The sequence below is a fragment of the Facklamia miroungae genome (assembly GCF_012396555.1).
Classification (GTDB): Bacteria; Bacillota; Bacilli; order Lactobacillales; family Aerococcaceae; genus Facklamia; species Facklamia miroungae.
Genome location: NZ_JAAXPS010000003.1, coordinates 1 through 24,888 on the forward strand (window position 1 = coordinate 1; position 24,888 = coordinate 24,888).

At 36.2% G+C, this 24,888-nt stretch carries 24 protein-coding genes, 2 tRNA genes and 1 rRNA gene; 23 read left to right on the plus strand and 4 right to left on the minus strand.

What is annotated here, in order from left to right:
- The 4 genes from rrf to HF969_RS03600 form a co-directional block, all read left to right on the plus strand.
- Positions 1–109, plus strand: a 5S ribosomal RNA gene (rrf, locus tag HF969_RS03585); the annotation flags it as partial.
- Positions 110–127: 18 nt separating this feature from the next.
- A tRNA-Asn gene (locus tag HF969_RS03590) sits at positions 128–200 on the plus strand.
- Between the two features lie 25 nt (positions 201–225).
- Positions 226–298 (plus strand) — tRNA-Thr (locus HF969_RS03595).
- A gap of 201 nt (positions 299–499) precedes the next feature.
- Entirely contained in the window at positions 500–1,306 is an 807-nt protein-coding gene (locus tag HF969_RS03600) for a formate/nitrite transporter family protein (RefSeq protein WP_090289689.1), read from the plus strand.
- A gap of 61 nt (positions 1,307–1,367) precedes the next feature.
- On the opposite strand, the gene HF969_RS03605 is transcribed toward HF969_RS03600, so the two are convergent.
- Positions 1,368–2,450: a M24 family metallopeptidase gene (locus tag HF969_RS03605; protein ID WP_090289688.1), complete on the minus strand. Its 1,083-nt coding sequence runs from the start codon at positions 2,448–2,450 to the stop codon at positions 1,368–1,370.
- 80 nt (positions 2,451–2,530) lie between these two features.
- On the opposite strand from HF969_RS03605, the gene yidD reads away from it, so the two are divergent.
- The 4 genes from yidD to glmM all read left to right on the plus strand — a co-directional run bounded on the left by yidD (position 2,531) and on the right by glmM (position 6,087).
- Positions 2,531–2,776, plus strand: coding sequence for a membrane protein insertion efficiency factor YidD (gene yidD, locus HF969_RS03610; RefSeq protein ID WP_090289687.1), 246 nt, complete (start codon positions 2,531–2,533; stop codon positions 2,774–2,776).
- Positions 2,777–2,838: 62 nt separating this feature from the next.
- Entirely contained in the window at positions 2,839–3,702 is an 864-nt protein-coding gene (gene cdaA, locus HF969_RS03615; protein WP_090289686.1) for a diadenylate cyclase CdaA, read from the plus strand.
- Complete coding sequence (locus HF969_RS03620; RefSeq protein ID WP_090289685.1) at positions 3,695–4,666, plus strand: CdaR family protein; 972 nt, start codon at positions 3,695–3,697, stop codon at positions 4,664–4,666. The genes cdaA and HF969_RS03620 overlap by 8 nt, the downstream gene beginning before the upstream one ends.
- Positions 4,667–4,731: 65 nt before the next feature.
- The gene (gene glmM, locus HF969_RS03625; RefSeq protein WP_090289684.1) at positions 4,732–6,087 is read left to right on the plus strand and encodes a phosphoglucosamine mutase; all 1,356 of its coding nucleotides are present in this window, start codon (positions 4,732–4,734) and stop codon (positions 6,085–6,087) included.
- A gap of 38 nt (positions 6,088–6,125) precedes the next feature.
- Here glmM and HF969_RS03630 read toward each other — a convergent pair whose 3' ends face one another.
- Positions 6,126–6,938 (minus strand): AraC family transcriptional regulator, encoded by an 813-nt coding sequence (locus HF969_RS03630; protein ID WP_090289683.1) that lies wholly within the window; start codon positions 6,936–6,938, stop codon positions 6,126–6,128.
- A 306-nt stretch (positions 6,939–7,244) separates the two neighbouring features.
- Entirely contained in the window at positions 7,245–7,955 is a 711-nt protein-coding gene (locus HF969_RS03635) for a hypothetical protein (RefSeq protein ID WP_090289682.1), read from the minus strand.
- 183 nt (positions 7,956–8,138) lie between these two features.
- On the opposite strand from HF969_RS03635, the gene HF969_RS03640 reads away from it, so the two are divergent.
- The 9 genes from HF969_RS03640 to HF969_RS03680 all read left to right on the plus strand — a co-directional run bounded on the left by HF969_RS03640 (position 8,139) and on the right by HF969_RS03680 (position 16,784).
- Entirely contained in the window at positions 8,139–8,846 is a 708-nt protein-coding gene (locus HF969_RS03640; RefSeq protein ID WP_090289681.1) for a glucosamine-6-phosphate deaminase, read from the plus strand.
- Between the two features lie 147 nt (positions 8,847–8,993).
- A complete protein-coding gene (locus HF969_RS03645; RefSeq protein WP_090289680.1) occupies positions 8,994–9,554 on the plus strand; it encodes a LemA family protein in 561 nt (186 codons plus the stop codon).
- 93 nt (positions 9,555–9,647) lie between these two features.
- Positions 9,648–10,430: a hypothetical protein gene (locus HF969_RS03650; RefSeq protein ID WP_090289679.1), complete on the plus strand. Its 783-nt coding sequence runs from the start codon at positions 9,648–9,650 to the stop codon at positions 10,428–10,430.
- Positions 10,427–11,512, plus strand: coding sequence for a D-alanine--D-alanine ligase (locus tag HF969_RS03655; protein WP_090289678.1), 1,086 nt, complete (start codon positions 10,427–10,429; stop codon positions 11,510–11,512). The genes HF969_RS03650 and HF969_RS03655 overlap by 4 nt, the downstream gene beginning before the upstream one ends.
- Before the next feature lie 11 nt (positions 11,513–11,523).
- On the plus strand, positions 11,524–12,930 hold the full coding sequence (locus HF969_RS03660; protein ID WP_090289677.1) for a UDP-N-acetylmuramoyl-tripeptide--D-alanyl-D-alanine ligase: 1,407 nt from the start codon (positions 11,524–11,526) through the stop codon (positions 12,928–12,930).
- A 107-nt stretch (positions 12,931–13,037) separates the two neighbouring features.
- On the plus strand, positions 13,038–14,504 hold the full coding sequence (gene cshA, locus HF969_RS03665) for a degradosome RNA helicase CshA (RefSeq protein WP_090289676.1): 1,467 nt from the start codon (positions 13,038–13,040) through the stop codon (positions 14,502–14,504).
- A gap of 16 nt (positions 14,505–14,520) precedes the next feature.
- Positions 14,521–14,913 carry a holo-ACP synthase gene (gene acpS, locus HF969_RS03670; protein ID WP_090289675.1) on the plus strand — a complete coding sequence of 131 codons (393 nt, stop codon included), beginning with the start codon at positions 14,521–14,523 and terminating at the stop codon, positions 14,911–14,913.
- 11 nt (positions 14,914–14,924) lie between these two features.
- Complete coding sequence (gene alr, locus HF969_RS03675; protein ID WP_090289674.1) at positions 14,925–16,139, plus strand: alanine racemase; 1,215 nt, start codon at positions 14,925–14,927, stop codon at positions 16,137–16,139.
- A gap of 9 nt (positions 16,140–16,148) precedes the next feature.
- Positions 16,149–16,784: an MBL fold metallo-hydrolase gene (locus HF969_RS03680; RefSeq protein ID WP_090289673.1), complete on the plus strand. Its 636-nt coding sequence runs from the start codon at positions 16,149–16,151 to the stop codon at positions 16,782–16,784.
- A gap of 57 nt (positions 16,785–16,841) precedes the next feature.
- Here HF969_RS03680 and cbpA read toward each other — a convergent pair whose 3' ends face one another.
- Positions 16,842–17,474, minus strand: a complete 633-nt coding sequence (gene cbpA / locus HF969_RS03685; RefSeq protein WP_090289672.1) for a cyclic di-AMP binding protein CbpA — start codon at positions 17,472–17,474, stop codon at positions 16,842–16,844.
- Between the two features lie 211 nt (positions 17,475–17,685).
- Here cbpA and HF969_RS03690 point away from each other — a divergent pair, with 211 nt between their 5' ends.
- The 6 genes from HF969_RS03690 to yycI all read left to right on the plus strand — a co-directional run bounded on the left by HF969_RS03690 (position 17,686) and on the right by yycI (position 24,883).
- Entirely contained in the window at positions 17,686–19,083 is a 1,398-nt protein-coding gene (locus HF969_RS03690) for a hemolysin family protein (RefSeq protein WP_090289671.1), read from the plus strand.
- A gap of 67 nt (positions 19,084–19,150) precedes the next feature.
- Complete coding sequence (locus tag HF969_RS03695; protein ID WP_090289670.1) at positions 19,151–19,834, plus strand: O-methyltransferase; 684 nt, start codon at positions 19,151–19,153, stop codon at positions 19,832–19,834.
- Between the two features lie 153 nt (positions 19,835–19,987).
- Entirely contained in the window at positions 19,988–20,692 is a 705-nt protein-coding gene (yycF, locus tag HF969_RS03700; protein WP_090289669.1) for a response regulator YycF, read from the plus strand.
- Positions 20,693–20,703: 11 nt separating this feature from the next.
- Complete coding sequence (locus HF969_RS03705; protein ID WP_090289668.1) at positions 20,704–22,554, plus strand: ATP-binding protein; 1,851 nt, start codon at positions 20,704–20,706, stop codon at positions 22,552–22,554.
- Entirely contained in the window at positions 22,554–23,960 is a 1,407-nt protein-coding gene (locus HF969_RS03710; RefSeq protein WP_090289667.1) for a hypothetical protein, read from the plus strand. The genes HF969_RS03705 and HF969_RS03710 overlap by 1 nt, the downstream gene beginning before the upstream one ends.
- A gap of 26 nt (positions 23,961–23,986) precedes the next feature.
- Positions 23,987–24,883, plus strand: a complete 897-nt coding sequence (gene yycI, locus HF969_RS03715) for a two-component system regulatory protein YycI (protein WP_090289666.1) — start codon at positions 23,987–23,989, stop codon at positions 24,881–24,883.
- Positions 24,884–24,888 lie beyond the last annotated feature (5 nt).

Consider the following 24,888-nt stretch of genomic DNA (forward strand, 5'->3'; position numbering starts at 1 on the left):
ATGATGGCAAGAAGGACACACCTGTTCCCATGCCGAACACAGCAGTTAAGCTTCTTAGCGCCGATGGTAGTTGGGTCTTTGACCCTGTGAGAGTAGGACGTTGCCACGCGTGTCATATCAAAGTTATTCCGCCATAGCTCAGCTGGCAGAGCGCATGACTGTTAATCATGATGTCGTAGGTTCGAGCCCTACTGGCGGAGTCTTTTTTTTTATAAATATCTTTGCGCCGCCTTAGCTCAGCAGGTAGAGCGCTTCCATGGTAAGGAAGAGGTCGCCGGTTCAATCCCGGCAGGTGGCTTTCATAGTGATGAAACATTCAGATTAAAGGTTTTTTGGATAGGATTTAGTTCTAATTCTTTCCAAGGGGCTTTTTTATTTTGTCATAAAATTAGGAGTATTTTTTATTATTTAAGCCTTTTTATTATTTTAACTTGATAATAAAATGATAAAGAGCTAAACTGTAAAATGGAAATTAAATAACTTTTGAAGGAGTTACAGAATGAAAGAAAGTATCGTAAATGAATCGCAGTTTGTCAAAATCATTGAGTCTTCTGTTAATAAAAAGGTAGGCTTGTTTGAACAAAGTAAAGGCCGTTATTTTGTTCGTTCAATGTTTGCGGGGGCTATGTTAGTATTCGCAACTGCTATTGGTGTTTACGCAGCAGATTATATTAATGTTGGTGCACCAAATCTTGGAAAATTTGTTTATTCGTTCCTATTTGCCTTTGGACTTTTATTTATTTTATTTTTACACCAAGAATTAGTAACATCTAATATGATGTATTTAACAGCAGGCACATACCACAAATTTATTAGTCCTAATAAGACGGTTAAAATTCTTCTTTTTTGTACATTAGGTAATTTAGTTGGTGCAGTTTTAGCTGCTTTCCTAGTTGCTCAAACAGGTGCTTTTAGTCATCTTACCGCAGAAAGCTTTATTGTAAATACTGTAAATGGAAAATTGGGTAAAGATCTAGCTTTGATTTTCATAGAAGGAATCATGGCTAATATATTTGTTAATATCGCAATCCTTGGCTATCTTCTAGCTAAAGAGGAAATTTCAAAAATTATTATTGTTTTTGGTGCAATTTTTATGTTTGTATTTTTAGGTTATGAGCACGTTGTGGCTAACTTTGGATCCTTTAGTTTAGTTGCATTTAGCAATTATCAGGCTGAAGCTATTCAATTACTACCGGTTCTTTCAGCATGGATTGTGGCATGGATTGCTAACTATATCGGTGGAGGTTTAGTAATAGGTTTAGTGTATGCCTGGTTAAACGATGCTGGAATGGTATTACACGATTAATTTAAGCGTTAAAAATCCCTTGAAGCTAGGAAAATTTCTAGCCTCAAGGGTCTTTTGTTTTTTAGCTGTTAGGAATAACTGTGAGATCTTTATTAGCTAAATTAATTACTTCACAGCCAGTTTCAGTTACGATCACTAGGTCTTCAATTCGAACACCCATTTCTCCTGGAAGATATATCCCTGGTTCAATGGAAAAAACATTACCTGCTTGAACAATTTCATTATTATACTGACTGACATCTCCATATTCATGGACATCTTTACCAATAAAATGTCCGGTACGATGAGTAAAGTAGGGACCATATCCAGCATCTTCAATCACTTTTCTAGCTGCTAAATCAATTGAAGCAAAAGAGACACCGGGTTTAACGTGTTTAATTGCTTCTAAATTAGCTCTAAGTACGGTTTGATAAATTTCTTCATGTTTTTTTGATACTGTTCCAAAAAAAATGGTTCGTGTCATATCGGAACAATATCCTTTATATCTGGAGCCGATATCAATAATGACACTTTGACCCACGTGTGGCAAGCTATCGTCTGTGCTGTGATGAGGATCGGCTCCATGGGGTCCATATGCAATGATCGGCTCAAAAGAAAAACCGTCGCATTCATATTCTTTATATAATAATGCAAGATGATCTTTCATATCATTTTCAGTTGTGTGTGCATCTAATTTTTGAATGAGAGCTTGCATTACTTGATCATTGCGATATGAAGCTTCTCGCATTTTGTCAATTTCTTCTTTGGTTTTTATAGCTCGAATTTTATCAATAAGGAAGCTTCCATTAACATAATCATATTTTGGTTGGTGGGCCATAAGTTCAATCAGAAAATGGCTAGGCCAGTTTTTGTCAATACCTATTTTAACAGCAGACAAGTTCTGCGCTAGTTTAGGGATTATTTGTTCTCCATCATGGTAGCGTTGAATGCTTAAATTTGACCTCTCCTCAAATGCTGGGAATAACCCATTTAGGATCAATTCTAGTTGACCATTATGCTTTATGGATAATAAGAGTAGTCTTTCTCCAGGGTCGGTATAATAACCAACTAAGTATTCAATCGACAAGGGGTCTGAGATTAAAAGCTGTGTGATTTTGGTTTCTTTCATTGAAGAAAGCAGCTTTGTAATTGCTAAATCGTTCATTTTCCCCCTCCTACTTGGTATCTTCTACTTAAACTATTATAATAGAAGAGAATGATAATTGTAACGATCGGAGGCAAAAAATGAAAAAAATATTCCTTGCTTTGATTAAATTTTATCAACGAACAATTTCGCCCTTAACTCCTCCCTCTTGCCGATATTCACCCACTTGTTCAAACTATACAATTCAAGCGATCGAGCGGTTTGGTGCTTTAAAGGGTCTGTTAATGGGGATTTCTCGCATACTAAGGTGTCACCCTTTTTGTAAAGGAGGTTTTGATCCGGTCCCAGATCATTTCACTTTGAGAAGACAAAAGGTGGTTAAATAAATATTGCCATTGACCATTGAGACTATGTTAAAATAGTAATTAAGTTGAAAGTAGGTGTGAGCATGTTAGAGTGGCTAAACCAGTTTCTAGGAAATCATCCTTTCGTAAGTATATTAGATATTCTTATTGTCTGGTTTATTATTTATCGATTAATTGGATATGCTAAACAGTCCCGAGCAATGAATCTTTTACAAGGAATAGGTTTAATTATATTTGCTAAATTCCTAAGCCAGGGAATAGGTTTGCAGACCATTGACTGGATATTAGGACAAGTTATTTCATGGGGGGTTGTCGCTCTTATCATTTTATTCCAAGCAGAGTTGAGGAAAGTTCTAGAAAATCTAGGGAAAATCCTTTTTAGAAATAGGCAATCTTCACGTAATCCCAGTGAAGAATTAATTGAAGATCTTAAAAAATCCTTATTATACATGTCTAAGCGTAAGATTGGAGCTCTTATTTCAATTGAAGCGGAGGATTCTTTAGCAGAATATATTGGTACAGGAACAAAATTAGATTCGGAAATTTCTAGTCAATTATTAATTAATATCTTTATTCCTAATACTCCCTTGCATGATGGGGCTGTTATAATTACGGATTTTAGAATTGCATCAGCATCTTGCTATTTGCCACTTTCTGAGAGTAAGTTGATTCCAAAGGAATTAGGAACTAGGCATCGGGCTGCAATTGGATTAGGAGAAAAGACGGATGCTCTGACCTTGATAGTCTCAGAAGAAACAGGAGCCATTAGTATTGTAAAAAATGATTTTCTTCATCGTGACGTAGATAAAGAAGAACTTCATGAATTACTTAATAAGTACCTCTTCACTGAAGTAGAAAAGGATAATCAAGAAAACGAGAATTCGCACATTATTAAAAACCTCCTTACCATGTTACGGTCAAGTAAAGGAGGTAAAAAAAATGAATAAGCTTTTTGAAAAAAATTGGGCTGTAGGAATTATTTCGCTCGTTTTTGCACTATTTATTTATACATTTGTCACCAATGAAAATAATGCTCGTAATGCAGCAATAAATTCACAATTGGCTTCCAGCTTTAATACTTCAGAAACACTTTACAATGTACCCTTGTATCTTGGTGATCGTCCTGATGATATTTATGTCAGTGATCTCAAAGAAAATGTCACCGTTCGCTTAGATGGACCCAAAAATATTTTAAATCAGGTTACACGCGAAAATATTATCGTACAAACAGAGAAGATTACTAAAGGACATATTGGTAATCAGGAATTAGAGTTATTGATTGATGGGCTACCTGACGAAATCACCTATACAATATCACCTGCGAAGGTCAAAGTGGAAGTTCAGCAGCGGAAAGTAGTGACAGCCCCGGTTGAGGTTTCCTTAGAAGCACTTCAATTAGAAGCCGACTATAAAGTAGAATCGGTAGATATTGATCCTAAAGAAGTGAAGTTAGTGGGAAGTCAAAAAGCTATTGATGCAATTGATTTTGCAGGCATTAGTATTCGCTCTAACCAACCGGTTGCGGAATCATTCGCAGGAAATTACCGCTTACAAATTTTAGATAAGGATGGGAAGCTTCTCGACGTCAATTCAGAGACGATGGATATAAAAGCACAAATAAATATCGTTCAAAACTCAAAAGAGTTTCCTTTAAAAATTACTGCCATAGGAGAGGACAATACAAAAAATAATTATCACTATGCAATTACCGGTCAAGATAAGGTGACTCTATTCGGTAGCCAAAAAGTTCTGAATCAGATTAAAGAAGTTGAATTAGTTGTCGATGTATCTAATCAGAAAAAATCGGGGCAAGTAGTAGGTTTATTAAATTTACCAAGTGGTATTTCAAGTGCGAGTTTTAATGATGCGAAAGTAGAAGTTACGATTGAACCTGTTAAGTTAAAACCATAAATGATCAACTATTTATCATATTTAGCGAGAATATTCGCTCAAAAAGAAGAATAAAGGAGAAAACAATGGGAAATTATTTTGGAACTGATGGTGTACGAGGAGTTGCTAATCAGGAATTGAGTCCGGAACTAGCTTTTAAATTAGGGCGATGTGGAGGATATGTACTTTTACAACATGCAGACTCTATTGAAAACCCAAGAGTATTAGTTGCCAGAGATACGCGGATATCTGGACAAATGTTAGAATCGGCTTTAACAGCGGGCCTTCTATCAGTTGGTATTGAAGTCATGCACTTAGGTATTGTTCCGACTCCTGCAGTTGCATATCTAACAAAAACACAAAATGCAGTAGCGGGTGTGATGATTTCCGCCTCACATAACCCCGCAGAAGATAATGGCATTAAATTTTTTGGGTCAGATGGCTTTAAATTATCTGATCAGCAAGAAGAAGAGATAGAAATGCTACTGGATAATGATACAGATGATTTACCAAGACCCTCTGCAGAAGGACTTGGTTTAATCGATGAATTTCATGAAGGGACTATTAAGTATCTCAACTTTTTACAATCAACTATTTCAGTCGAATTGAATGGTTTGAAAGTGGCAGTGGACGCTGCCAATGGAGCGACTGCTCCTTTGATTAATCAGTTGTTCGCCGATTTGGAAACTGACTTTTATACCATGGGTGATCGACCAAATGGTTTGAATATAAACGAGCAAGTAGGCTCCACTCATCCTGAAGCATTGCAAGTGTTTGTTAAAGAGAAAGAAGTCGATCTAGGACTTGCTTTTGATGGGGACGGTGACCGTCTCATTGCTGTTGATGAAAAAGGTAATATTGTAGATGGTGATAAAATTTTATTTATCTGTGGTAAACATCTAAAACAAAAAGGACGCTTAAACGATAATACGATTGTTTCAACCGTCATGAGTAACATTGGGTTTCACAAAGCCTTAGAAGAAAATGAAATGGTTGCTCTTAAAACTAAAGTGGGGGATCGATATGTAGTTGAGGCAATGCGAGAAGGGGGTTATACGCTTGGTGGTGAGCAATCAGGCCATATTATTTTCTTAAGTTTAAATACGACAGGTGATGGCTTGTTGACGGCTGTACAATTGATGGCTGTTATGCGAGAAACTGGCAAAAAATTATCTGAATTAGCTGATGAAGTAACCATCTATCCACAAAAATTGGTAAATGTACGTGTAAGGGATAAATATACTGTGTTAGATGAGCCAAAGGTTAAAGCTGTTATTGAATCCGTAGAATTAGAAATGGCAGGTGAAGGCAGAATTTTGGTCCGCCCGAGTGGGACAGAGCCCTTATTAAGAGTAATGGCTGAAGCTCCTACAGATGAACAAGTTGATCGTTATGTGCATCAAATTGCTGATATCATTCGCGAAGTCAGAGGCGTCGATTAAAAAAGGCTCTTCATGAATTGTTTCATGAAGAGCTTTTGTTATTGATGTAAATTAGAAAATTTACGGCGATACGCAGATGGTGTCATGTGATTGCTTTCTTTGAAGGTTTTAGAAAAATGTGAGGGCGAATGAAAACCAACAATATCTGATATTTTTGAAATCGTAATTGAAGTTTGCGATAAAAGTTTTTCTGCTTCCGATAAACGGACATGAATAAGATAATCAATTGGAGACAAGCCAGTTTGCTGTTTAAATAATCGAATCATATAGTATTTATTAATATTGACAATGTCAGAAAGCTGTTCAAGTGTTACTTTCTCAGAGTAATGTTCACGAATATACTCTTTGATTGTTTCAATTTCTTGGTGACGAACTTGAATAGAAGAGTCTTTTATGGATAATTCGTGATGCCTAAGAACATGGACCATCACACATTCGATTAGTTTTCTTAAGACAAGCTCTGACCCTCTAAAAGGTTGTTTATATTCATATAAGGCAAGGTCAAGATAACTTTTGATCGTTTGAGATTGGTCAGTTACAATGAAGATATTCTCCATCGATTCAATTTCGGCAGAAGATGTAAATAAAATGCCAGAAATTTCAACCCGTATCCATTCTAGCTTTCGAATCGGTTGGATTTCAATGGAATGATTTGGATTTAAAATAATAATGTCCCTTTTTTTAAAACTGCCAATTTTCTCACCGGCTAAAAAGTCAGCTGCTCCTTTATGAACATATATTAAAACCAATTTATCTGAAGAACTAACTGTAAACCTTTGACTAGCTGAGATTCTCTCGGACTTAATACCATCTAACTTAACAGAAGCTGAATTAATATTCGAAATGTACATAGCTACCCTCCTTATAAACTGTTCCTTACAATATATCATTTTAATGATATTATACACTATCTTTTTACCGAATGGTATACTTAGGAAGATAAATTTTTTTATTATATATTAATATTAAAAAGCTTGACCCGTTATGGGTCAAGCTATTATGTATATTAAACTGTAATATTAAACCAAATAGGTAAGTTTGAGAAATAAAGATAATTTATTGATCGTTTAATAATATACAAGGGATAGAGTCATTAAATAAATTTTTTAAAAATTTAATGAGGCTTTCACCTGTTTCTTAACTATGCAAACAAGAATTTAATGAGTTTCGGATTGGATGGAATATTCAATATAATAATTTAGCCAGCGGAGAATTTGATGATCCACTATGCCTAAAATATCTGCATCAGGAATAATTAATAGGTGTCGGATAAGGAAAGCACTTTGATAATAAAAGGTTTGGATAATATTAGAATTTTTGTAAAGCTGGGTAGCAAATTTGCTAACTAGATAATTTAAAGGAATTGCATCTTTTTTTACAACGACCAATTTGCCTGCTTCAATGATAGAACCGTTTTTTGAAGAATGAGGTTTACCTTTAGTAGTTTCGGTTGGAGTCGCTATTTTTTGACTGGTGGTAGTTGGCTCTGGTTTAGAATTATTATCATCTTCTTGTCCGTTACGCTCTCTTGTTGTTACCCGAGTAGTTTCTACTGGTTCATTATCCTTGCTAGTCTGACGACTGGTTTGCGTGGTTTCTTCATTTGGATTAAAAGTAATGGGTGGGGTTGGGGCGATAATTTCGGTAGTTGTAGTGGTTTCCTCACTACTCTCATGTGTATTGGTGGTCTCTTCCTCATCTTTTTCCAATATTTGATCGGAATCAGAAGGTGGTGATGCTTTGGAATAACCAGACGCTTGCACATTATTTACGGGGGAGCCCATTACAAATACAAAAGAAGCAAATATCATTAATAAACATAGAAGAGTCACTGAAAAATTATTAGTCGTATTCGTCTGTTTATTCATTTTGGTACTCCCTCCTTTTCATTGTGTTATGGCTAGTTTATCATTATTTAATTAATCTATGTAGTTTGTTACCTGAATGTTGCCAATTTGAGAAAAATGTCATGTTTCTTGAAACTTTTTTTAATACATTATTAATGATAAAATATTTTAGAAGAAAAAGCATAATACTTAAGGAGGATTTTTATGAGAGTTGAGGTTTATAGAAGCTCAGAAGAGGCATCCTTACGTGCCTTGGAAATATTTAGCAGTAGTCTACAAGAAGGAGCTGATGTATTTGGTATGGCAACCGGCTCTACTCCCGAACGTTTATATGAGTTGTTAAGTCAGTCAGATATCGATTTCAGCAAAGCTGTATCAATCAACTTGGACGAATATGTAGGGTTAGATGAGAGCAATTCACAAAGTTATGCTTATTATATGAAGAAGCATCTTTTTAAGGACAAGCCTTTTAAAGCAACTTATATACCTAATGGGCATACCCAAAGTATTGAGGAGGAGTTAAATCGATATGATCAAATAATTGAAGAAAACCCCATTGATTTACAATTGTTAGGACTAGGTTCAAATGGACATATCGGTTTTAATGAACCCGGAACAGATTTAGATGCGCCAACCTCCTTAGTACAGCTAACCCAATCAACCATCCAAGATAACCAACGCTTTTTTGACTCGAAAGAAGAGATACCAACGCAAGCAATCACAATGGGAATTGGGAGTATTTTAAAAGCAAAAAAAATAATTGTTATGGCTTTTGGGTCTCAAAAAGCGCAAGCGGTTAAAGGAATGATTGAAGGGCCTGTTACGTCAGATTTACCAGCAAGTGTTCTTCAAAACCATCCCAATGTATATGTTCTATTGGATAAAGCAGCAGCTAGCTTGTTAAAGCGCTAACGCTCTTTATATTTTCCAGCTTTTTATAACGCTTGTGTTTTATTTTTAAATTCCCCAAGACACAATTCGTCCATTCAAATTAAGTTTATGTTCACACTTTCTGTGTGATGGCTTATAATGTAAGTAAATGAAAGGAAGTGCTAATGTATGTTTATGTATATTCTATTAGGTTTGATAGTATTAGTGGCGTTATTTTGGGTAGGAGTTTATAATAATTTAATTAAAGCTCGTAATGGGGTTGAAGGATCTTTTAGCCAGATTGATGTTCAATTACAAAGAAGGAATGACCTAATACCTAATTTGGTTGAAACAGTTAAAGGTTATGCAAAACATGAAAGTGAAACACTCGAAAAGGTAACTCAAGCTCGGCAACAACTTATTAATTTACCATCGGATGCAAGTCCTGAAATGATTAATAATAAGTCAAACGAACTAACTTCGGCCTTATCACGTTTACTCGTTGTCTCGGAACAATATCCTGATTTAAAAGCTAATAGTAATTTTCAGGAATTACAGCGAACACTTGAGGACACAGAAAATAAAATAGCTGTTTCACGTCAACTTTATAACTCAAGTGTACAAACCTTTAATGAGAAGGTTCAAGTATTTCCTAATAATTTCGTAGCTGGTGTTCATGGTTTCAATGAAAAAGCTTATCTGGAAGCTCCTGAAGCTGCTCGCCAAGCCCCACAAGTTTCTTTTAATTAAAATTTGATTACCTTCTTTAAAATAAGCCTTTGCATTGAAAATTAAAGAGAGTAGAATGTGAGGTATCGAACTTTGTTGGAAAGGAGGTAGAGAATGAGTCGAATTAATCTTTATGTTCATTACGACGCAGTAACAAATTACTTTATGACTCGTGGAATCACTTTAAAAACGATCGATTTTAATCGTCAATATTTACCCCAGAACATTATTTTAGCAGATGCGCCTGAAGAGTTTGGTCGGTTTGATGTTCAAACCGACTTTAAAATACTTCGCAACCAGACAGAAGTGTTAGACTATTTTGAACTTTGTCAAAAAGAAGGTCGTCGCATGTCTAATTGGATTGATTTTGACAGTATTGAAATGATGCATCAGTTAACTCCTGTTGAAATTTCAGAATTGCTCTACCTTTTTCACGCAAATAAAGCCTTGAGGTCACCTTTCTTTTATAAGTTACAAAATAATTATGTCTACTTAACTATGTCGAATGGCTTGAATAAAACATACTACCGACATATGTCTCATTTTTATGGGCGGTTTGCGCGATCATTAAGTGAGCATGTAGCAAATATGATTAATGAAAATATTCATTGGTTGACAAGACGGAAGAAAATAGTCCAACCCATCCCAATTAACTTGGTTGAAGAGTTGAGTCCTTTATTCATGAGTGGTTTAAAAATTGATTTTAGACAAGCAATTAAGGAAATAGATGCTTGGAGTATTCCACTATATATAATTGAGGATGAATTGACCTATCTAACCCGAAATTTCGATCGTAAAGATGCTGTTGGTCAGATAATCTATCAAGAATCAGGCAGCCAATGGCGAATCGAAAATTTGAACCAAGAGCTTGAAGATAAGACGGAGGAAACTCAATGAAGATAATTTTATTATATGGTGGGCAGAGTGCTGAACATGAAATATCCATTATTTCAGCCCATAACATAACCCAAGCGATTATGTATGATTTATATACTGTGCAGCCAATCTATATCACTAAACAAGGCCAATGGATTAAAGGACCTGAAATGAAAGAGCCTTCTATAGGGGACCAGCAATTAATTTTTCAAGAGTCAGAAAAAATGGAATGGTCAAGTACGAATGCACCTTCCAAAGGTATCTTAATTAGACCAGGGGATATTCAAGAAAAGGAAGCTATTGTTTTTCCTGTTTTACATGGTCCTAATGGTGAAGATGGTACGGTTCAAGGTTTTGTGGAAGTTCTCGGTATGCCTTATGTAGGTGCAGGTATAACCGCTTCAGCAAATGGAATGGATAAGATTATTTCTAAAGCTCTGTTTACCCAAGCAGGCATACCACAAGTTCCATATGTTTCTTTTGATGATGTGGAGTGGAAAAATCAACAAGATAGCCTCATTATTAAAGCAGAGGGAACCTTGCTTTATCCACTCTTTGTCAAGCCGGCAAATATGGGGTCTAGTGTTGGGATTTCAAAAGCTCATGATAAGTATGAACTCATTAAAGCGGTTGAAGAAGCCCTTAAATACGATCGTCGAATTGTTGTTGAGCAAGGTATTACGGCAGATGAATGCGAAGTGGCAGTACTAGGGAATGAAGATATACACGTTTCTTGTGTGGGCCGTTTGGTTAAAACGCAGGACTTCTATGATTATTCTGAAAAATATATCAACAATACAGTAGAGATGGAAATTCCAGCTCAACTACCAGAAAGTTTATGTGAGCAGATTCAAGAATATGCAAAAAAGGCTTATCAAGTAATCGACGGTTCAGGTTTAGCAAGAGCTGATTTTTTCGTGACTTCAAATCATGATGTTTATATCAACGAGTTGAATACTATGCCAGGCTTTACGCAATATTCAATGTATCCAAGTTTGTGGAAGGCGACCGGGTTAGAGTATAGGGATTTAATCGAAGAATTGATCCAATTAGGTTTGAGTCGTCATAAGACAAGATCGCAAATGAAAAGTTTTGAAAGTTAAGGAGCGATCGTTTGAAAGCAATCCAAATTAAAGAAATTATTAAAACGTTGCAACTTAATCAAGCAGACTATCACTCTGTCTTAGATCGAGTCGTTTCTAATGTAGAATTTGACTCGCGTAAAGTTCAAGCGGGGAGTCTTTTCGTACCTTTGGTAGGCGGAACAACAGATGGACATGATTATATTCAAAACGCGATTGAAAATGGAGCGGTTGCTTGCTTTTGGTCACGTCCAATGGAGGAAGCTCCCCATGATCAAATAATTGTCATTGAAGTCAATGATACCTTACTGGCTTTTCACCAATTAGCTAATTACTATCGTCACCTCATCCAACCTATAGTGATTGGAATTACCGGGAGTAATGGCAAAACGACGGCTAAAGATATGACAGCTATGAGTTTGACTTCAAAATATATTGTCTATAAAACACAAGGGAATTATAATAACGAAATTGGTATGCCTTATACACTATTGCAAATGCCTGAAGATACGCAGGTATGTGTCTTAGAGATGGGGATGAGTGATTTTGGAGAAATTAGTCGATTAAGTAAAATCGCTGAGCCGGATATTGCAGTCATCACGATTATCGGTGAAAGCCATTTAGAATTCTTAGGTAGTCGTCAAGGAATTGCCCAAGCAAAATTAGAAATTCTAGACGGATTGGCTTCAAACGGCATTTTCTTATACCCAGGCAATGAACCTTTAATTAAATCTGAGCTGAAAAAAAAGAAAAAGCAGCTACAAAGTTTTTGTTTTGGTTTCCAAGAAGAGTTTGATTTCTATGCATACGCAATTAATCAAGAATACAATAAAACATTTTTTCGCACAAATATTGATGAGAATGTTTTGTGCTCAATACCAATCATTGGTGCCTATAATGTAACTAATGCCCTTATCGCTTTAAGTATTGCTAAGTTATTAGAAGTTCCAACTGAGCAAGCTATTTTTCAACTCTCACAATTCAAACTGACAGCCAATCGTGTTCAATGGTTGACCACTAAAAAGGGGGCAAGACTCCTAAATGATGCATATAATGCGAGTCCAACTTCGATGCGTGCTATTTTAAAAACTTTAGCGGATGTTGAAGTTGAAGGAACAGGACGTAAAATTGCTGTATTAGGTGATATCAGGGAGTTAGGGGTTAAAAGTGAAGAATATCACCGCAATTTAAAAGATTCACTGGACGTAAGTGTGTTGGATAAGGTATACTTGTTTGGCGACCAGATGGCTTTCTTATATGAAGAACTGCAAAAGACCTTTGCAACGGAACAGTTATTTTATGAAAAAGCAGATCATCAACGTTTGATAGACGCTCTTAATAAGGAGACATCAAATGAAGATGTCATCCTAGTTAAGTCAAGCTTCGGTGTTGACTTACTAAGCGTTGTGACGGCGTTAACCGGAATTGAAACACAATGATCAACCATAAGGTTTAAATAAACTTTATAAGCAGATGATAGTGGGGCTGGGTTAAATACCCAGTCCCTTGTTAAAATTCTAATCAACTAAAGAAAAGGAAGAATTATTTGAAATTTAAAGATTTAAAATTAGATGAACGATTAGTTAAAACACTTGATGAGTTAGGCTTTGAGGAGCCGACTCCAATCCAACAGAAAGCAATTCCTGTTGCACTTGAGGGCCGCGATTTGATCGGTCAAGCTCAAACGGGAACAGGAAAAACTGCAGCCTTTGGTCTGCCTCTATTAAATAAGTTAGAAACTAACCATGATAATATTCAAGGCTTAGTCGTAGCACCAACCAGAGAGTTGGCGATTCAGGTTCAGGAAGAATTATTCAGATTGGGCAAGGGCGTTCGCTCACGTGTTTATGTTGTATATGGCGGATCACCAATTGGTAAACAGATTGAAAGAATTAAGCGCAATAAGCCACAAGTAATTGTAGGCACACCTGGACGCTTATTAGACTTAATTAATCGTAAAGTCTTGAAATTAGAACATGTAAAAACATTAGTTCTAGATGAAGCCGACGAAATGTTAAATATGGGTTTTATTGAGGATATCAAGTCTATTGTTTCTAAAACTCCCGAAGCAAGACAGACTTTACTTTTTTCTGCGACCATGCCTCCAGCTATTCGTAACTTGGCGGATCAATTCTTAAAATCTCCAGCCCATGTTCATATTGAAACAAAACATGTGACTGCTGATTTGATCGAGCAATATTATGCAAAATGCCGTGACGATGAAAAGTTTGATGCTTTATCAAGATTTCTCGATGTTCAAATGCCTAAGCAAGCGATTATCTTTTGTCGAACTAAGAAACGTGTCGATGAAGTTGGTCGTGGCCTAAACTTAAGAGGCTACAATGCTGAAGTCATCCATGGGGATATTACCCAGCAGAAACGTTCGAGTGTAATTAATTCCTTCAAAAAAGGTGATGTAGAACTTTTAGTTGCTACAGATGTGGCAGCTAGAGGGTTGGATATCTCGGGAGTAACTCATGTCTACAATTATGATATTACTCAAGATCCTGAGTCTTATGTTCATCGAATCGGTCGAACAGGGCGTGCAGGCAATGAGGGTATGTCGTTAACGTTTGTTTTGCCGACTGAAATGCCATACTTAAGAACCATCGAAAAATTGGTAGGTAAACAGATGCAACCCATGAAACCACCGACCCTTCAAGAAGCTCAACAAGGTCAAATTCACCAGATCATCGAACAAATTAATGATCAATTAGAAGGAGATCAAGTGGATCAAAGCCGCCAAAATGCTAAATTATTATTGGCGAATTTTGAAGCTGAAGATTTAGTTGCAGCACTATTAGGCCAAATCGTCTCTGAAAGTAGAGAAGTGGCTGTTTCGATTTCACCGCAGAAACCTTTACCAAATGCAGATCGAAAAAAACGTGGCAGCCGAGATAATTATCGTAAGAAGTCTGGCAGATCGTCACAAAATAAATATTCTAAAGGCAATAAATCGAATTATTCACGGTCTAACAATAAAAACTTTAAAATGAAGAAAAAAGAGCGTTAAAATTTGAGGTTATAAGATGGAGATAGGAATTGATATTGTAGAAATTGATCGGATCGCTAAAGCCCTAGATAGACATAAAGCTTTTCCCAATAAAATATTATCAGATCAAGAACTACGAGTATTTGATAAATACCCTTTCCAGCGGCAGCTCATTTACTTGGCTGGCCGCTTTTCTGCTAAAGAAGCCTATGCTAAAGCTATTGGAAAAGGAATCGGTCGCTTAAGGTTTACTGATTTAACGATTTTGAATGATCCTATGGGCCGGCCTAAGCTGGTTGAAGGGCCAATAGTTGAAGCAGTTAAAATATCTATTAGTCACAGTCATGCCTATGCAACTGCTATGGTAGTTATTGACTGTGAGCAAGAAATAATTGATCAAGCATATCTAAAATTTATTAATCAGTCTTAAGGAGTCACAAAATGTATCGAGCAAGTGAACATCGTCCAACTCAAGCAGTTGTAAATTTAGAAAATATTAAACATAATATCCAGCTCTATCAGACAAAAAAAGCGTCCCACCAGCAAATATATGCTGTTGTCAAAGCGAATGCCTATGGTCATGGTGCTATCCCTGTAGCTAAAACAGCTATTGAAGCAGGTGTGACCGGTCTTTGTGTCGCAACAGTAGATGAAGCCATACAATTACGTAAAGCGGGTATTAGTAATATCCCTATTTTAGTGATGGGCTTAACTTTACCTTATGGGATTGCAGAAATCTTATACTATGATTTGACCGTCACGGTGTCTGATTTGAGTTTTTTTATGCTCGCCCTAGAGCAACTGAAGAAGAATCAACAAGAAACCTTACTTAAAGATAGACAGTTAAAAGTTCATCTGAAGTTAGATACAGGAATGTCACGTGTTGGTTTACGAACAAAAGAAGAAGTGATAGCTTTCGTAGATGGAATTCAGGCCTTTCCATGGGTAGACTGGCAAGGGGTATTCACCCACTTTTCAACCGCTGGAGGTGGCCCTATAAGCTATATTGATTTTCAATGGAATCGGTGGCAAGAGTTAGTCGATTTAATCCCAGCTTCGGTAACTTTAAGACATTTTGATAATTCTGCTATGGGTCTCTACAAAGCGATCGGCGGTCAATCGGATATTATTCGCTTAGGTATTTCTTTATATGGTTTAAACAGTCGTGATACAGTACCTAATGATTTGGTCTCTGACCAACAGTTAGCAGACTATCATTTCTCTCCTAGCGAAGTTCGTAATACAGAATCTCAATTAGATCTTAAACTAAAACCAGCCTTTCAATTAATTACTGAATTATCTTATGTCAAAAAGGTTGAAAAGGGCACCTGTATTTCTTATGGGGCTAGTTATGTAAGCCAAGAAGATGAGTGGATTGGGACAATACCAATTGGTTATGCGGATGGATGGCTTCGAGCATATTCACAAATACCTGTTTTGGTAGAAGGGCATGCATGTCCTGTGTTAGGGGTTATCAATATGGATCAATTAATGATCCGTTTACCTAAGCAATTTCCACTTGGAACAGAAGTCACTTTAATCGGTCAAGATGGTAAATATTATAATCACCCTTCATTGCTTGCACGAATAGCAGGTACCATTTCTTATGAAATGTTAACTTGTATCAGTGAAAGAGTCCCTCGAATTTATATATAGGAGGATAATATGTTAGAAGTAGCTATGAAAACAGTTGGACCAATGCGGGAAAATGTTTATGTTGTAATTCAATCTAATAAAGAAGTATTAATTTTTGATCCAGGTGCAGAAGCTGACCAGTTAATTAAATGGATTGACGGTAATGCATGGAAACCTACAGCAATTTTGCAAACACATTGTCATTTTGACCACATTGGTGGCTTAGATCAGTTAAGAGAGTATTACAAAATTCCGGTCTATGTCCATGCTTTAGAATCTGATTTTTTGGAGGATCCAACTTTAAATTTATCTTCAATGACTATGGAACCTATTTCCCAGCGGAAACCAGAACACATCTGGGAAACAATGGGTGAAGTGTCTTTAGGAAACTTCAAGTTTAAGGTGAGGCATACGCCTGGGCATAGCCCCGGACATGTCATCTATCTTTTTGATGATGATGAATTTGCTATTTCTGGTGATCTGGTCTTTGCAGGAAGTGTGGGACGAACGGATTTACCTAATGCAAACCACCAACAATTAATGGAAAGCATTCATCATGAGATCATGACTTTGCCTGAAGAATTTATGCTATATCCAGGACATGGGAATCCGACTCTTTTAGCAGAAGAATTACACAGTAACCCGTATTTTCCTAATCATGAATAAAAAAACCTAGTTCAGATATCTTGCTTGATGCAATGATTCTCTGAACTAGGTTTCTTTTTAAATAAACCACTGTTCAACTGAATATTTGCGACGTTGGAGATCTTGAACTAGGTTTTGAAAGGTAAGACGACTTGTATCTTGATGGATTTGAAAGAGAATATAGGATCGATTATTATATTCTGTCTTATCAATCGTCATTGAAGAAGAAATATCGCAATAGCGATTCACTAAGCGAGCAATCTTAGCGAGGTCTCCTTTTTGGCCTAGCGCTTCTACTTTAAGAATATATCCTACTACTGGCATATCCCAGGCTTGATTTAAAAAATTGAGAAACCTAGTGTGCTCGACGATCCCCATAAAGGTGTTTTCCTGACTTAGAACTGCAACATAAGGGAGGTCCTTGATGGCAAAGAATAATTCTAAAATGGAATGGTGAATACGGATAACCTTAGTCGTATTTTTCAGAAAACGAGTGACAGGCATCACCTTTAAATCTGCTTCCGGATGATGAAATTTATATTGATAGATATGATAACGATAAATATTACCTCTAAAAATTGATTGACTATCGTCAACAACGGGGGCACAACGGAGATTGTTTTTTTCTAGCAATTCAATTGCTTCCATGCAAGTGTATGTTTCTGGTAGAGTAAGAATGGTATTTTTTGGCTTCATAAGTTCTTCAATCATGAGTGACTCCAATTCATTAGAAGTTATTAGGCTATTCAATAGCCGTTACTCTTTATTTTATCATAGTTATTCATTTGCGCAATCAATCTCTCATAGCTTTTTAATAATTCGCTGGGTTCTATTAAGATAAAGTGTTGCTTTTTAAATTGAAATTACCTATTATAAAAGTAGTCGAAATTTTTAAATGGAAAAAGGAGAAATGAACTTAACTATGGACTCTTCGGAGAATTCACTGATATCGCAACTGGTTTTAATTTTGTGTTTGACAGCGATTAATGCATTTTTTGCTGCAGCAGAAATTGCCTTTGTTTCAATTAACCAATCAAGGATGAGAACATTAGCCGAAGAAGAGCAAAATAAAAAAGCTCAACGGGTGCTGAGACTGATTGATAATGCAGATGACTTTTTAGCCACAATCCAAGTAGCGATTACTTTGGCTGGTTTTCTTTCGAGTGCGTCAGCTGCAACGAGCTTTGCCGATTATATTGCAAAGTGGATTCCTATTTTCCCGGGAGCACATACTCTTTCAATAGTGATTGTTACAGTTTTGCTTTCATATGTCACCTTAGTCTTAGGGGAACTTTATCCTAAACAGATTGCTTTGCAAATGCCAGATAAAGTAGCTATGGCTACGAGTGCGATCGTTGAGTGGGTTCAAAAATTATTCACTCCATTTGTGGCTTTGTTATCGGTTTCTACTGGCTTTTTAAAGCGGTTAACGCCTATCGATTTTAATGCAGATAATGATCAATTTACTCGTGAAGAAATGGTAGCGATCTTAACCCAAAGTCAACAAGAAGGAACAATCGACTTAGCGGAATATTCGATGCTTGAAGGGGTCCTATCTCTTGATTCTAAACTTGCTAGAGAAGTGATGGTCCCTCGAACAGATACTCAAATGATTGATATCGAAGATGAATATGATGAGATTTTAGCAACAATTTTAGATAGCCCTTTTTCGCGTTTACCTATTTATGAAGAGAGTAAAGATAATGTTATCGGCGTTCTTCACGTAAAACAGCTATTGAAAACAGCTAGCCAACAAGGTTTTGATAAGATTGATTTTCTAGAAATTGCCAATGATCCTCTTTTTGTCCCTTCTACTGCTTATATCGATGATTTACTGCTTGAATTCCGTCGCGAGGAGACCCACATGGCCATTTTGCGGGACGAGTATGGTGGTGTAGAAGGAATTGTGACACTTGAAGACTTGATTGAAGAAATTGTAGGCGACATTAATGATGAATCAGATATAACTGCGACTGTAGTTCGTAAGATTGATGACATGAATTATTATATAAATGGCGTCATGACTTTAGAAAAGTACAACCATTATTTTGATGAAGACTTAGACTCAGAAGAAGTCGACACGATCGCTGGCTTAATGATTCAAGTTATCGGATATGTTCCCGATGATGATGAGCGGATCTCAGTAAGGATGAATGATTATGTGTTAACAACAAGTAACGTTGAAAGCGGAAGGATTCGCGGTATTCAAGTGACCCATGATTCAGCTTATGCTTTGGAAACGGATTATAGCCTCTATGATTTTGAGCATGATAGTGATCGTCGTGATAATGATTATAGTATGGATTCGGAAAAAAAGTAATATAAACATAAGTGAACGAGTGGATAAGACCTTCTCGTTCATTTTTTATTTATAAGGAGAAGATAATATGTTAAATGAAATGATGCATCGTCCAGTTGTGATGGAAACGGTTGTAAAATTTATGCGAGAAAGTCAATTGCCTTTTCAAGGCCAGGTAGCTGAAATAGAAGCTTACGCGAATGAGAGAGGGATTCCAATTATTCCTCATGAGACAGCGAAATTTATCGATTTTTTTTGCGCTACTATTCAACCTCAACAGATTCTGGAAATTGGAACAGCGATCGGTTTCTCAGCCAGCTTAATGGCTCAGCACTTAAAAACCCAAGGGCACTTGACCACTATTGACCGATATCCAGAAATGTATGAAAGAGCAAAAGCTAATTTTGCCAAACAAGATCTTAATGATCGGATTGAGTTGCTTGAAGGAGATGCAGCCGATATCTTACCAAGCTTGACAGGAAATTATGATTTAATCTTTATGGATTCAGCTAAAGCAAAGTATATTGAATTCCTGCCTGAATGTATGCGTTTATTAAAAATGGGAGGGGTATTAATTATTGATGACGTCTTTCAAGGGGGTACAATTTTAGACGATGAAAAGGAGATACCTAAACGGGTTCGGAAAATTCACCGCAAACTTAATGAATTACTTCAATTAGTCTTGCCATCTAAGAACCATCGATCCTGCTTAATTCCATTAGGTGATGGGTTATTAATGATTCGTAAAGAGAAGGAAACATCTGAATTTTAAACAGAAATGTACACAAAACATCAAGTTCGTCTTTTGACTATTTGTATGATAAAGGTATAATATGCTTAGAAGAAAAAATGAGTCGCACGCTAAATAATAATCCTGCCTGATTTTGCTTTATATTACTCAGGAGGAGATAAGGAGTGAAACAGCATGAAATTAATTCTTGTTGTAGACGATGAAAAACCAATTTCTGATATAATAACATTTAATTTAAAAAATGAAGGTTTTGAAGTAGAAACCGCTTATGATGGCGAAGAAGCTCTTGAAAAGTTTGCCGAAAAATCACCAGATCTTATTCTTTTAGACCTGATGTTACCTAAAATCGAAGGCTTGGAGGTCTGCCGTGAGATTAGAAAGACCAGTTCTGTTCCGATCATTATGCTCACTGCAAAAGATTCGGAAATAGATAAAGTGTTAGGCTTAGAATTAGGTGCAGATGATTACGTAACAAAACCGTTTTCCAATCGTGAGTTAATTGCACGTGTTAAGGCAAATCTTCGCCGCAATACCGTACGAGAAGAAGAACTGGAAGCCGCTCAAACTAATGATATTGAAGTGGGCGATTTGACGATTCATCAAGATGCATATATCGTCTCAAAGAATGGGACAGAGATTGAGTTAACCCATCGCGAATTTGAATTATTACATTATCTTTCTTTGCATATTGGTCAAGTAATGACACGTGAGCACCTGTTAGAAACAGTTTGGGGCTATGATTACTTTGGCGATGTGCGGACAGTAGATGTGACTGTTAGACGCTTGCGCGAAAAAATAGAAGACCTACCAAGCCATCCCACCTATATTATTACTAGAAGAGGAGTAGGCTATTTTCTTAAGAACCCAGAACAGGAGTAGGGAGCAATTTAATGAATCGATCTTTTTCATGGATTCAATCGATTTATGTTAAAATTCCTTTATTATTTGTGGTTATTTTAGTTATTGTTTTTCAATTTGTAAGTATCTATTTTATTGATCAATTAGAAACACAAAGCGTTACAGCAATGAAGGAACAAATCAACACTCAAATCGATTTTCTTACAAATAATGTTGTGCCGATTTTAGAAGACCAGCAACTGACTACAGAAAACCGAAACCAGCGCCTTGAACAGGCGCTGGATTCTTTCAGTTCCACTTATGCTACAAAAATTCAAATAGTCAACTCACAAGATTATTTGCTTGCTACTAATGATTTGGCTGAGCGTTCTTCAATCGGAACCAGAACGAATGATGAACTTGTGCGTAATGTTCTCATCAATCAACGTCCTTTAGAAGACGATTATTTTATTCGTTTTCAACAGCCCTACCATGTGGTTAAGCCCATTCTTTCAACCAAAGGTGATCGGACGATTATGTTGGGAGCCATCGCTGTGCGAACAGAAATGGATCGAATGAATGAGCAAAGAGAAAAAGTAACAGATCTCTTTTTAAGGGCGATTTTGATAGCTATCTTGGCAGGGTTTATCCTAGCTTTTGTTCTTTCTCAAGGGATAACAACTCCTATTGAAAATATGCGACAACAAGCTTTGCGTATTTCAGAAGGAATCTATGATTTTCCGGCCGAAGTATTTGGCCATGATGAAATAGGCGATTTAGCCGTTACAATCAATGATCTCGCTGTTAAAGTCAGGGATGCTCAAGAATCAACGGAGTCTGAAAAACAGCGTCTAGATGGTGTTTTACGCCACATGACCGACGGGGTCATTGGAACAGATCGTAGGGGTAATATTCTTTTAGTCAATGATCGTGCTTTATTATTACTAGGCATGTATCAAAATGAAGCCGTAGGACAGCCTATCTTAGAAATATTAGGTATTGATGAAAACTATACCTTGGCTAAATTCTTAAAAGGGGACCATGAAGTCTTAGTTAATAAATTCAATGATGGAATAAAAACGGTTCTGAAATGTGAATTCTCTGTTATTAGACGTGAGACAGGTTTTGTTACAGGGTTAGTATGTGTCATTCAAGATGTAACGGAACAGGAAAAAAATGAGCAAGAACGTCGTGATTTTGTATCGAATGTTTCCCACGAATTAAGAACGCCTTTGACTAGCATTAAGTCCTATTCAGAAGCTTTGATTGATGGGGCATGGAAAGATCAAACGATCGCTCCTGAATTTTTAGAAGTAATTCAATCGGAAAGTAATCGAATGATTCGGATGATTGGTAATTTATTAGACTTATCTAAATTAGACGGCGGCCAGGTAAAGCCTAATTTTGAATATGTAGATTTCAAACGCTTAGTTAATTATATTTTGGACCGTGCAGAGTTTACTCTAGAGAGTGAAGATAAACCAAAATATAAAATAATACGCCAATTGACGAGAAAAGAAATATATGTCGAAATTGATCAAGACCGTATTACACAGGTGATTGATAATTTGATGAATAATGCTATGAAATACTCCCCAGATGGAAGCGAAATTGTTGTAACCTTGGCTGATTATCGTGATCACGTGGTATTTAGTGTGCAAGATTCTGGACTCGGAATTCCACAAAAGGATCTTCCATACCTCTTTGACCGTTTTTACCGCGTAGATAAGGCTAGATCGCGTCAACAAGGTGGAACAGGTTTAGGATTAGCTATTTCTAAAGAAGTGATTGAGCTTCATGGCGGTAAAATTTGGGTCAAGAGTGAAGAAAATAAAGGATCAACTTTCTTATTTTCTCTTCCATATACTGAGCTTGAATTTGAAGATGATTGGGAGGAAACCTAATGAAAAAGCGTTTTTGGATTTCAGTTTGTTTGGTACTGGCAATTTTCATTAATATTGTCTTTTCATACTTTTTAATTAATAATCAAGCTTTTAAAACACTTTATCAGAAGTATAGCGATTTTCCGAAATCAGATATGCAAATTGGAGAGGTGACCATTGATCAACCCTATTTTCAAACCCACCAATTAGATCTTGCTGGTATAGTAGCGCCCTACCAATTAATCATTAAAGAGGCAGGTAAGTACTATCACGCATACCAATCTCAAGTTATTCAAGAAATTCATGAATTAACTGATCAAACGATTTTGGAATTGACCAATAATCAGCCTCAAATTGATCCCATTAAATTAGATGAGATAATGAGTAAGAATCACATCCAATTTATATATTTAACAAAATTATCTTTATCTTTGTTAGAAGATATGGTAGAAATACCGGAGGGGTTATCTACCCAATTTAAAGTGAATCGAATTATTTTACCTAAAGATCAAACTGGAAGAGTCTACTTTGTGGATTCTATCAATAAATCGTTTTTAGAAGGTCGAATTAACCCTTCAATTAATAATAAGAAATTATTTTCTGCCATTGAATCCGGATCACAGGATCGGATTGAAATGCTTGAATATGATATTAATCGAGATACGGTTTATTTACCTAAAGAATCACTTGCTTCTCCAAGCCAAGTTTATTCATTAGAGAAAGTACCAGAAAATAATTTTATTGATCCTGTATTTGAAGGGGCTAATTTTGATATAACTCAACCGGACTTGAACAATGTGCGCTCATATCATACCTATAACAGTAGTTTGATGATTGATGACGATACAAACATTATGACGGTGACACACCATAATAACCAAAATAACCTTCGTTTAAGAAATGAAGAGGATCTAGTTACTCAAAGGGACTTATTGCTCAAGAGTCTTGAGCTAAGTGAACGGTTTAATTATTGGGGGAAAGATATAAGAGTTTTTTCAGATCATAATAATCAACTCATTTTTCGTCGTTTTTTAGCGGGGATGCCTATCTTTTCGGATCCTACCTTACCGGATTATGGTGCTAGTAAATTGAACTTCGTTTCCCAATATAATCAATTAAAATTAGAAAAATTGCAGATGCCTTTGATTGTTTTGGGGGTAAATATTACCGATTTATCTTCTCCACAACTTGTTGAATCAGGAGCAGAAATCAAGGAATTATTAGAGGAACAGAATCTAAAGTTCTCTAAATTTAATCAGATAATTCTAGGTTTTGAATGGCAAAAGGATATGGAAAATTTTAAGAAAGTTAATTTAGTACCCAAGTGGTTTTTTGTCGTAGGCACGCAAGTTTATTCAATTGATCAGCTTAAAGATGGTAGTTTGCGGATTATGTTACAACAAAGAGATGCTAGAACCAATGCTTAATTCTTGAAGATTAGAAAGGAGAAAAAATGGACTTTAAAAGAATACAAATGATCTTATTAGTCTTTTTTGTAATTTTTGATTTATTTTTAGCCTATCTCCTGATTGAGCGTGGAGCATTTGGTTTGAATTTTCAAGATCCAACCGCTCAAATTAATCCGATTCAAGAAATGAGAGATCGTGGAATCAAATTTAATCCTTCTGTTGAACTAAATCAAACGGCGCCTGAGTTGGCAGTTCTAAAAAACACGCCAAACAACGAATTGTGGGGAAAACGTCAGCAACTACAAAACCAGTCAGTCTCAATTGATCCTGATGGAGTCTTAATAAGTGAATTTTCTAGTCCGATTGAATTAGATATCTCACTTGGAGAAGAGACACTTAGTTTAACCACTGATGATTTTGCCTGGATTCATGAAAATATCCTATCGAATCCAAGCTATTTTATTCATGGAAATCTTTATTTAAATCACTGGTATTCTCCACAGGATCGGATGATTATTATCCGCATGGTTACAAAAGAAGGTGGCGATCTTGAAGATCCGTCCATGAAGTCAGCAGTACCAATATCTGATGGAACAGCTGAAATTAGAATATTATTGGATGATAATTACGATATGGTTTCTTATACGCAAACCTATCAAGATCCTTTTACTCGCTTAGAAGACCATCGGAAACTCATTTCAACGAATGAAGTCATAGCAGTTATTGAAAATCGGATTGACACGACTTTACCTAATGATGCAGAGATTGTTTCGATGACATTGGGATATTTTCGTTCAGTTGAAACCAAACAATTTAATTTATATTTGCCTGCTTGGGAAGTCATTTATTTTCGTAAGGAAAGCGGTCAGACAGTTTCAGTGTTAGTGGATGCGATTAAAGGCAATGTTATAAATACCAAGTCTAAGAGTTATAATAACTAACCAAT

Excerpts from the sequence above, each read along its gene's own strand:
- yidD (WP_090289687.1), top strand. The coding sequence starts at position 2,531 with ATGAAAAAAATATTCCTTGCTTTGATTAAATTTTATCAACGAACAATT.
- acpS (WP_090289675.1), top strand. The coding sequence starts at position 14,521 with ATGGAGATAGGAATTGATATTGTAGAAATTGATCGGATCGCTAAAGCC.
- HF969_RS03645 (WP_090289680.1), top strand. The coding sequence starts at position 8,994 with ATGTTTATGTATATTCTATTAGGTTTGATAGTATTAGTGGCGTTATTT.
- cbpA (WP_090289672.1), bottom strand. The coding sequence starts at position 17,474 with ATGATTGAAGAACTTATGAAGCCAAAAAATACCATTCTTACTCTACCA.
- HF969_RS03630 (WP_090289683.1), bottom strand. The coding sequence starts at position 6,938 with ATGTACATTTCGAATATTAATTCAGCTTCTGTTAAGTTAGATGGTATT.
- HF969_RS03695 (WP_090289670.1), top strand. The coding sequence starts at position 19,151 with ATGTTAAATGAAATGATGCATCGTCCAGTTGTGATGGAAACGGTTGTA.
- yycF (WP_090289669.1), top strand. The coding sequence starts at position 19,988 with ATGAAATTAATTCTTGTTGTAGACGATGAAAAACCAATTTCTGATATA.
- HF969_RS03635 (WP_090289682.1), bottom strand. The coding sequence starts at position 7,955 with ATGAATAAACAGACGAATACGACTAATAATTTTTCAGTGACTCTTCTA.
- HF969_RS03710 (WP_090289667.1), top strand. The coding sequence starts at position 22,554 with ATGAAAAAGCGTTTTTGGATTTCAGTTTGTTTGGTACTGGCAATTTTC.
- HF969_RS03705 (WP_090289668.1), top strand. The coding sequence starts at position 20,704 with ATGAATCGATCTTTTTCATGGATTCAATCGATTTATGTTAAAATTCCT.
- HF969_RS03650 (WP_090289679.1), top strand. The coding sequence starts at position 9,648 with ATGAGTCGAATTAATCTTTATGTTCATTACGACGCAGTAACAAATTAC.
- yycI (WP_090289666.1), top strand. The coding sequence starts at position 23,987 with ATGGACTTTAAAAGAATACAAATGATCTTATTAGTCTTTTTTGTAATT.
- HF969_RS03605 (WP_090289688.1), bottom strand. The coding sequence starts at position 2,450 with ATGAACGATTTAGCAATTACAAAGCTGCTTTCTTCAATGAAAGAAACC.
- HF969_RS03680 (WP_090289673.1), top strand. The coding sequence starts at position 16,149 with ATGTTAGAAGTAGCTATGAAAACAGTTGGACCAATGCGGGAAAATGTT.
- HF969_RS03600 (WP_090289689.1), top strand. The coding sequence starts at position 500 with ATGAAAGAAAGTATCGTAAATGAATCGCAGTTTGTCAAAATCATTGAG.
- HF969_RS03640 (WP_090289681.1), top strand. The coding sequence starts at position 8,139 with ATGAGAGTTGAGGTTTATAGAAGCTCAGAAGAGGCATCCTTACGTGCC.
- alr (WP_090289674.1), top strand. The coding sequence starts at position 14,925 with ATGTATCGAGCAAGTGAACATCGTCCAACTCAAGCAGTTGTAAATTTA.
- HF969_RS03690 (WP_090289671.1), top strand. The coding sequence starts at position 17,686 with ATGGACTCTTCGGAGAATTCACTGATATCGCAACTGGTTTTAATTTTG.
- HF969_RS03655 (WP_090289678.1), top strand. The coding sequence starts at position 10,427 with ATGAAGATAATTTTATTATATGGTGGGCAGAGTGCTGAACATGAAATA.
- cdaA (WP_090289686.1), top strand. The coding sequence starts at position 2,839 with ATGTTAGAGTGGCTAAACCAGTTTCTAGGAAATCATCCTTTCGTAAGT.
- glmM (WP_090289684.1), top strand. The coding sequence starts at position 4,732 with ATGGGAAATTATTTTGGAACTGATGGTGTACGAGGAGTTGCTAATCAG.
- HF969_RS03620 (WP_090289685.1), top strand. The coding sequence starts at position 3,695 with ATGAATAAGCTTTTTGAAAAAAATTGGGCTGTAGGAATTATTTCGCTC.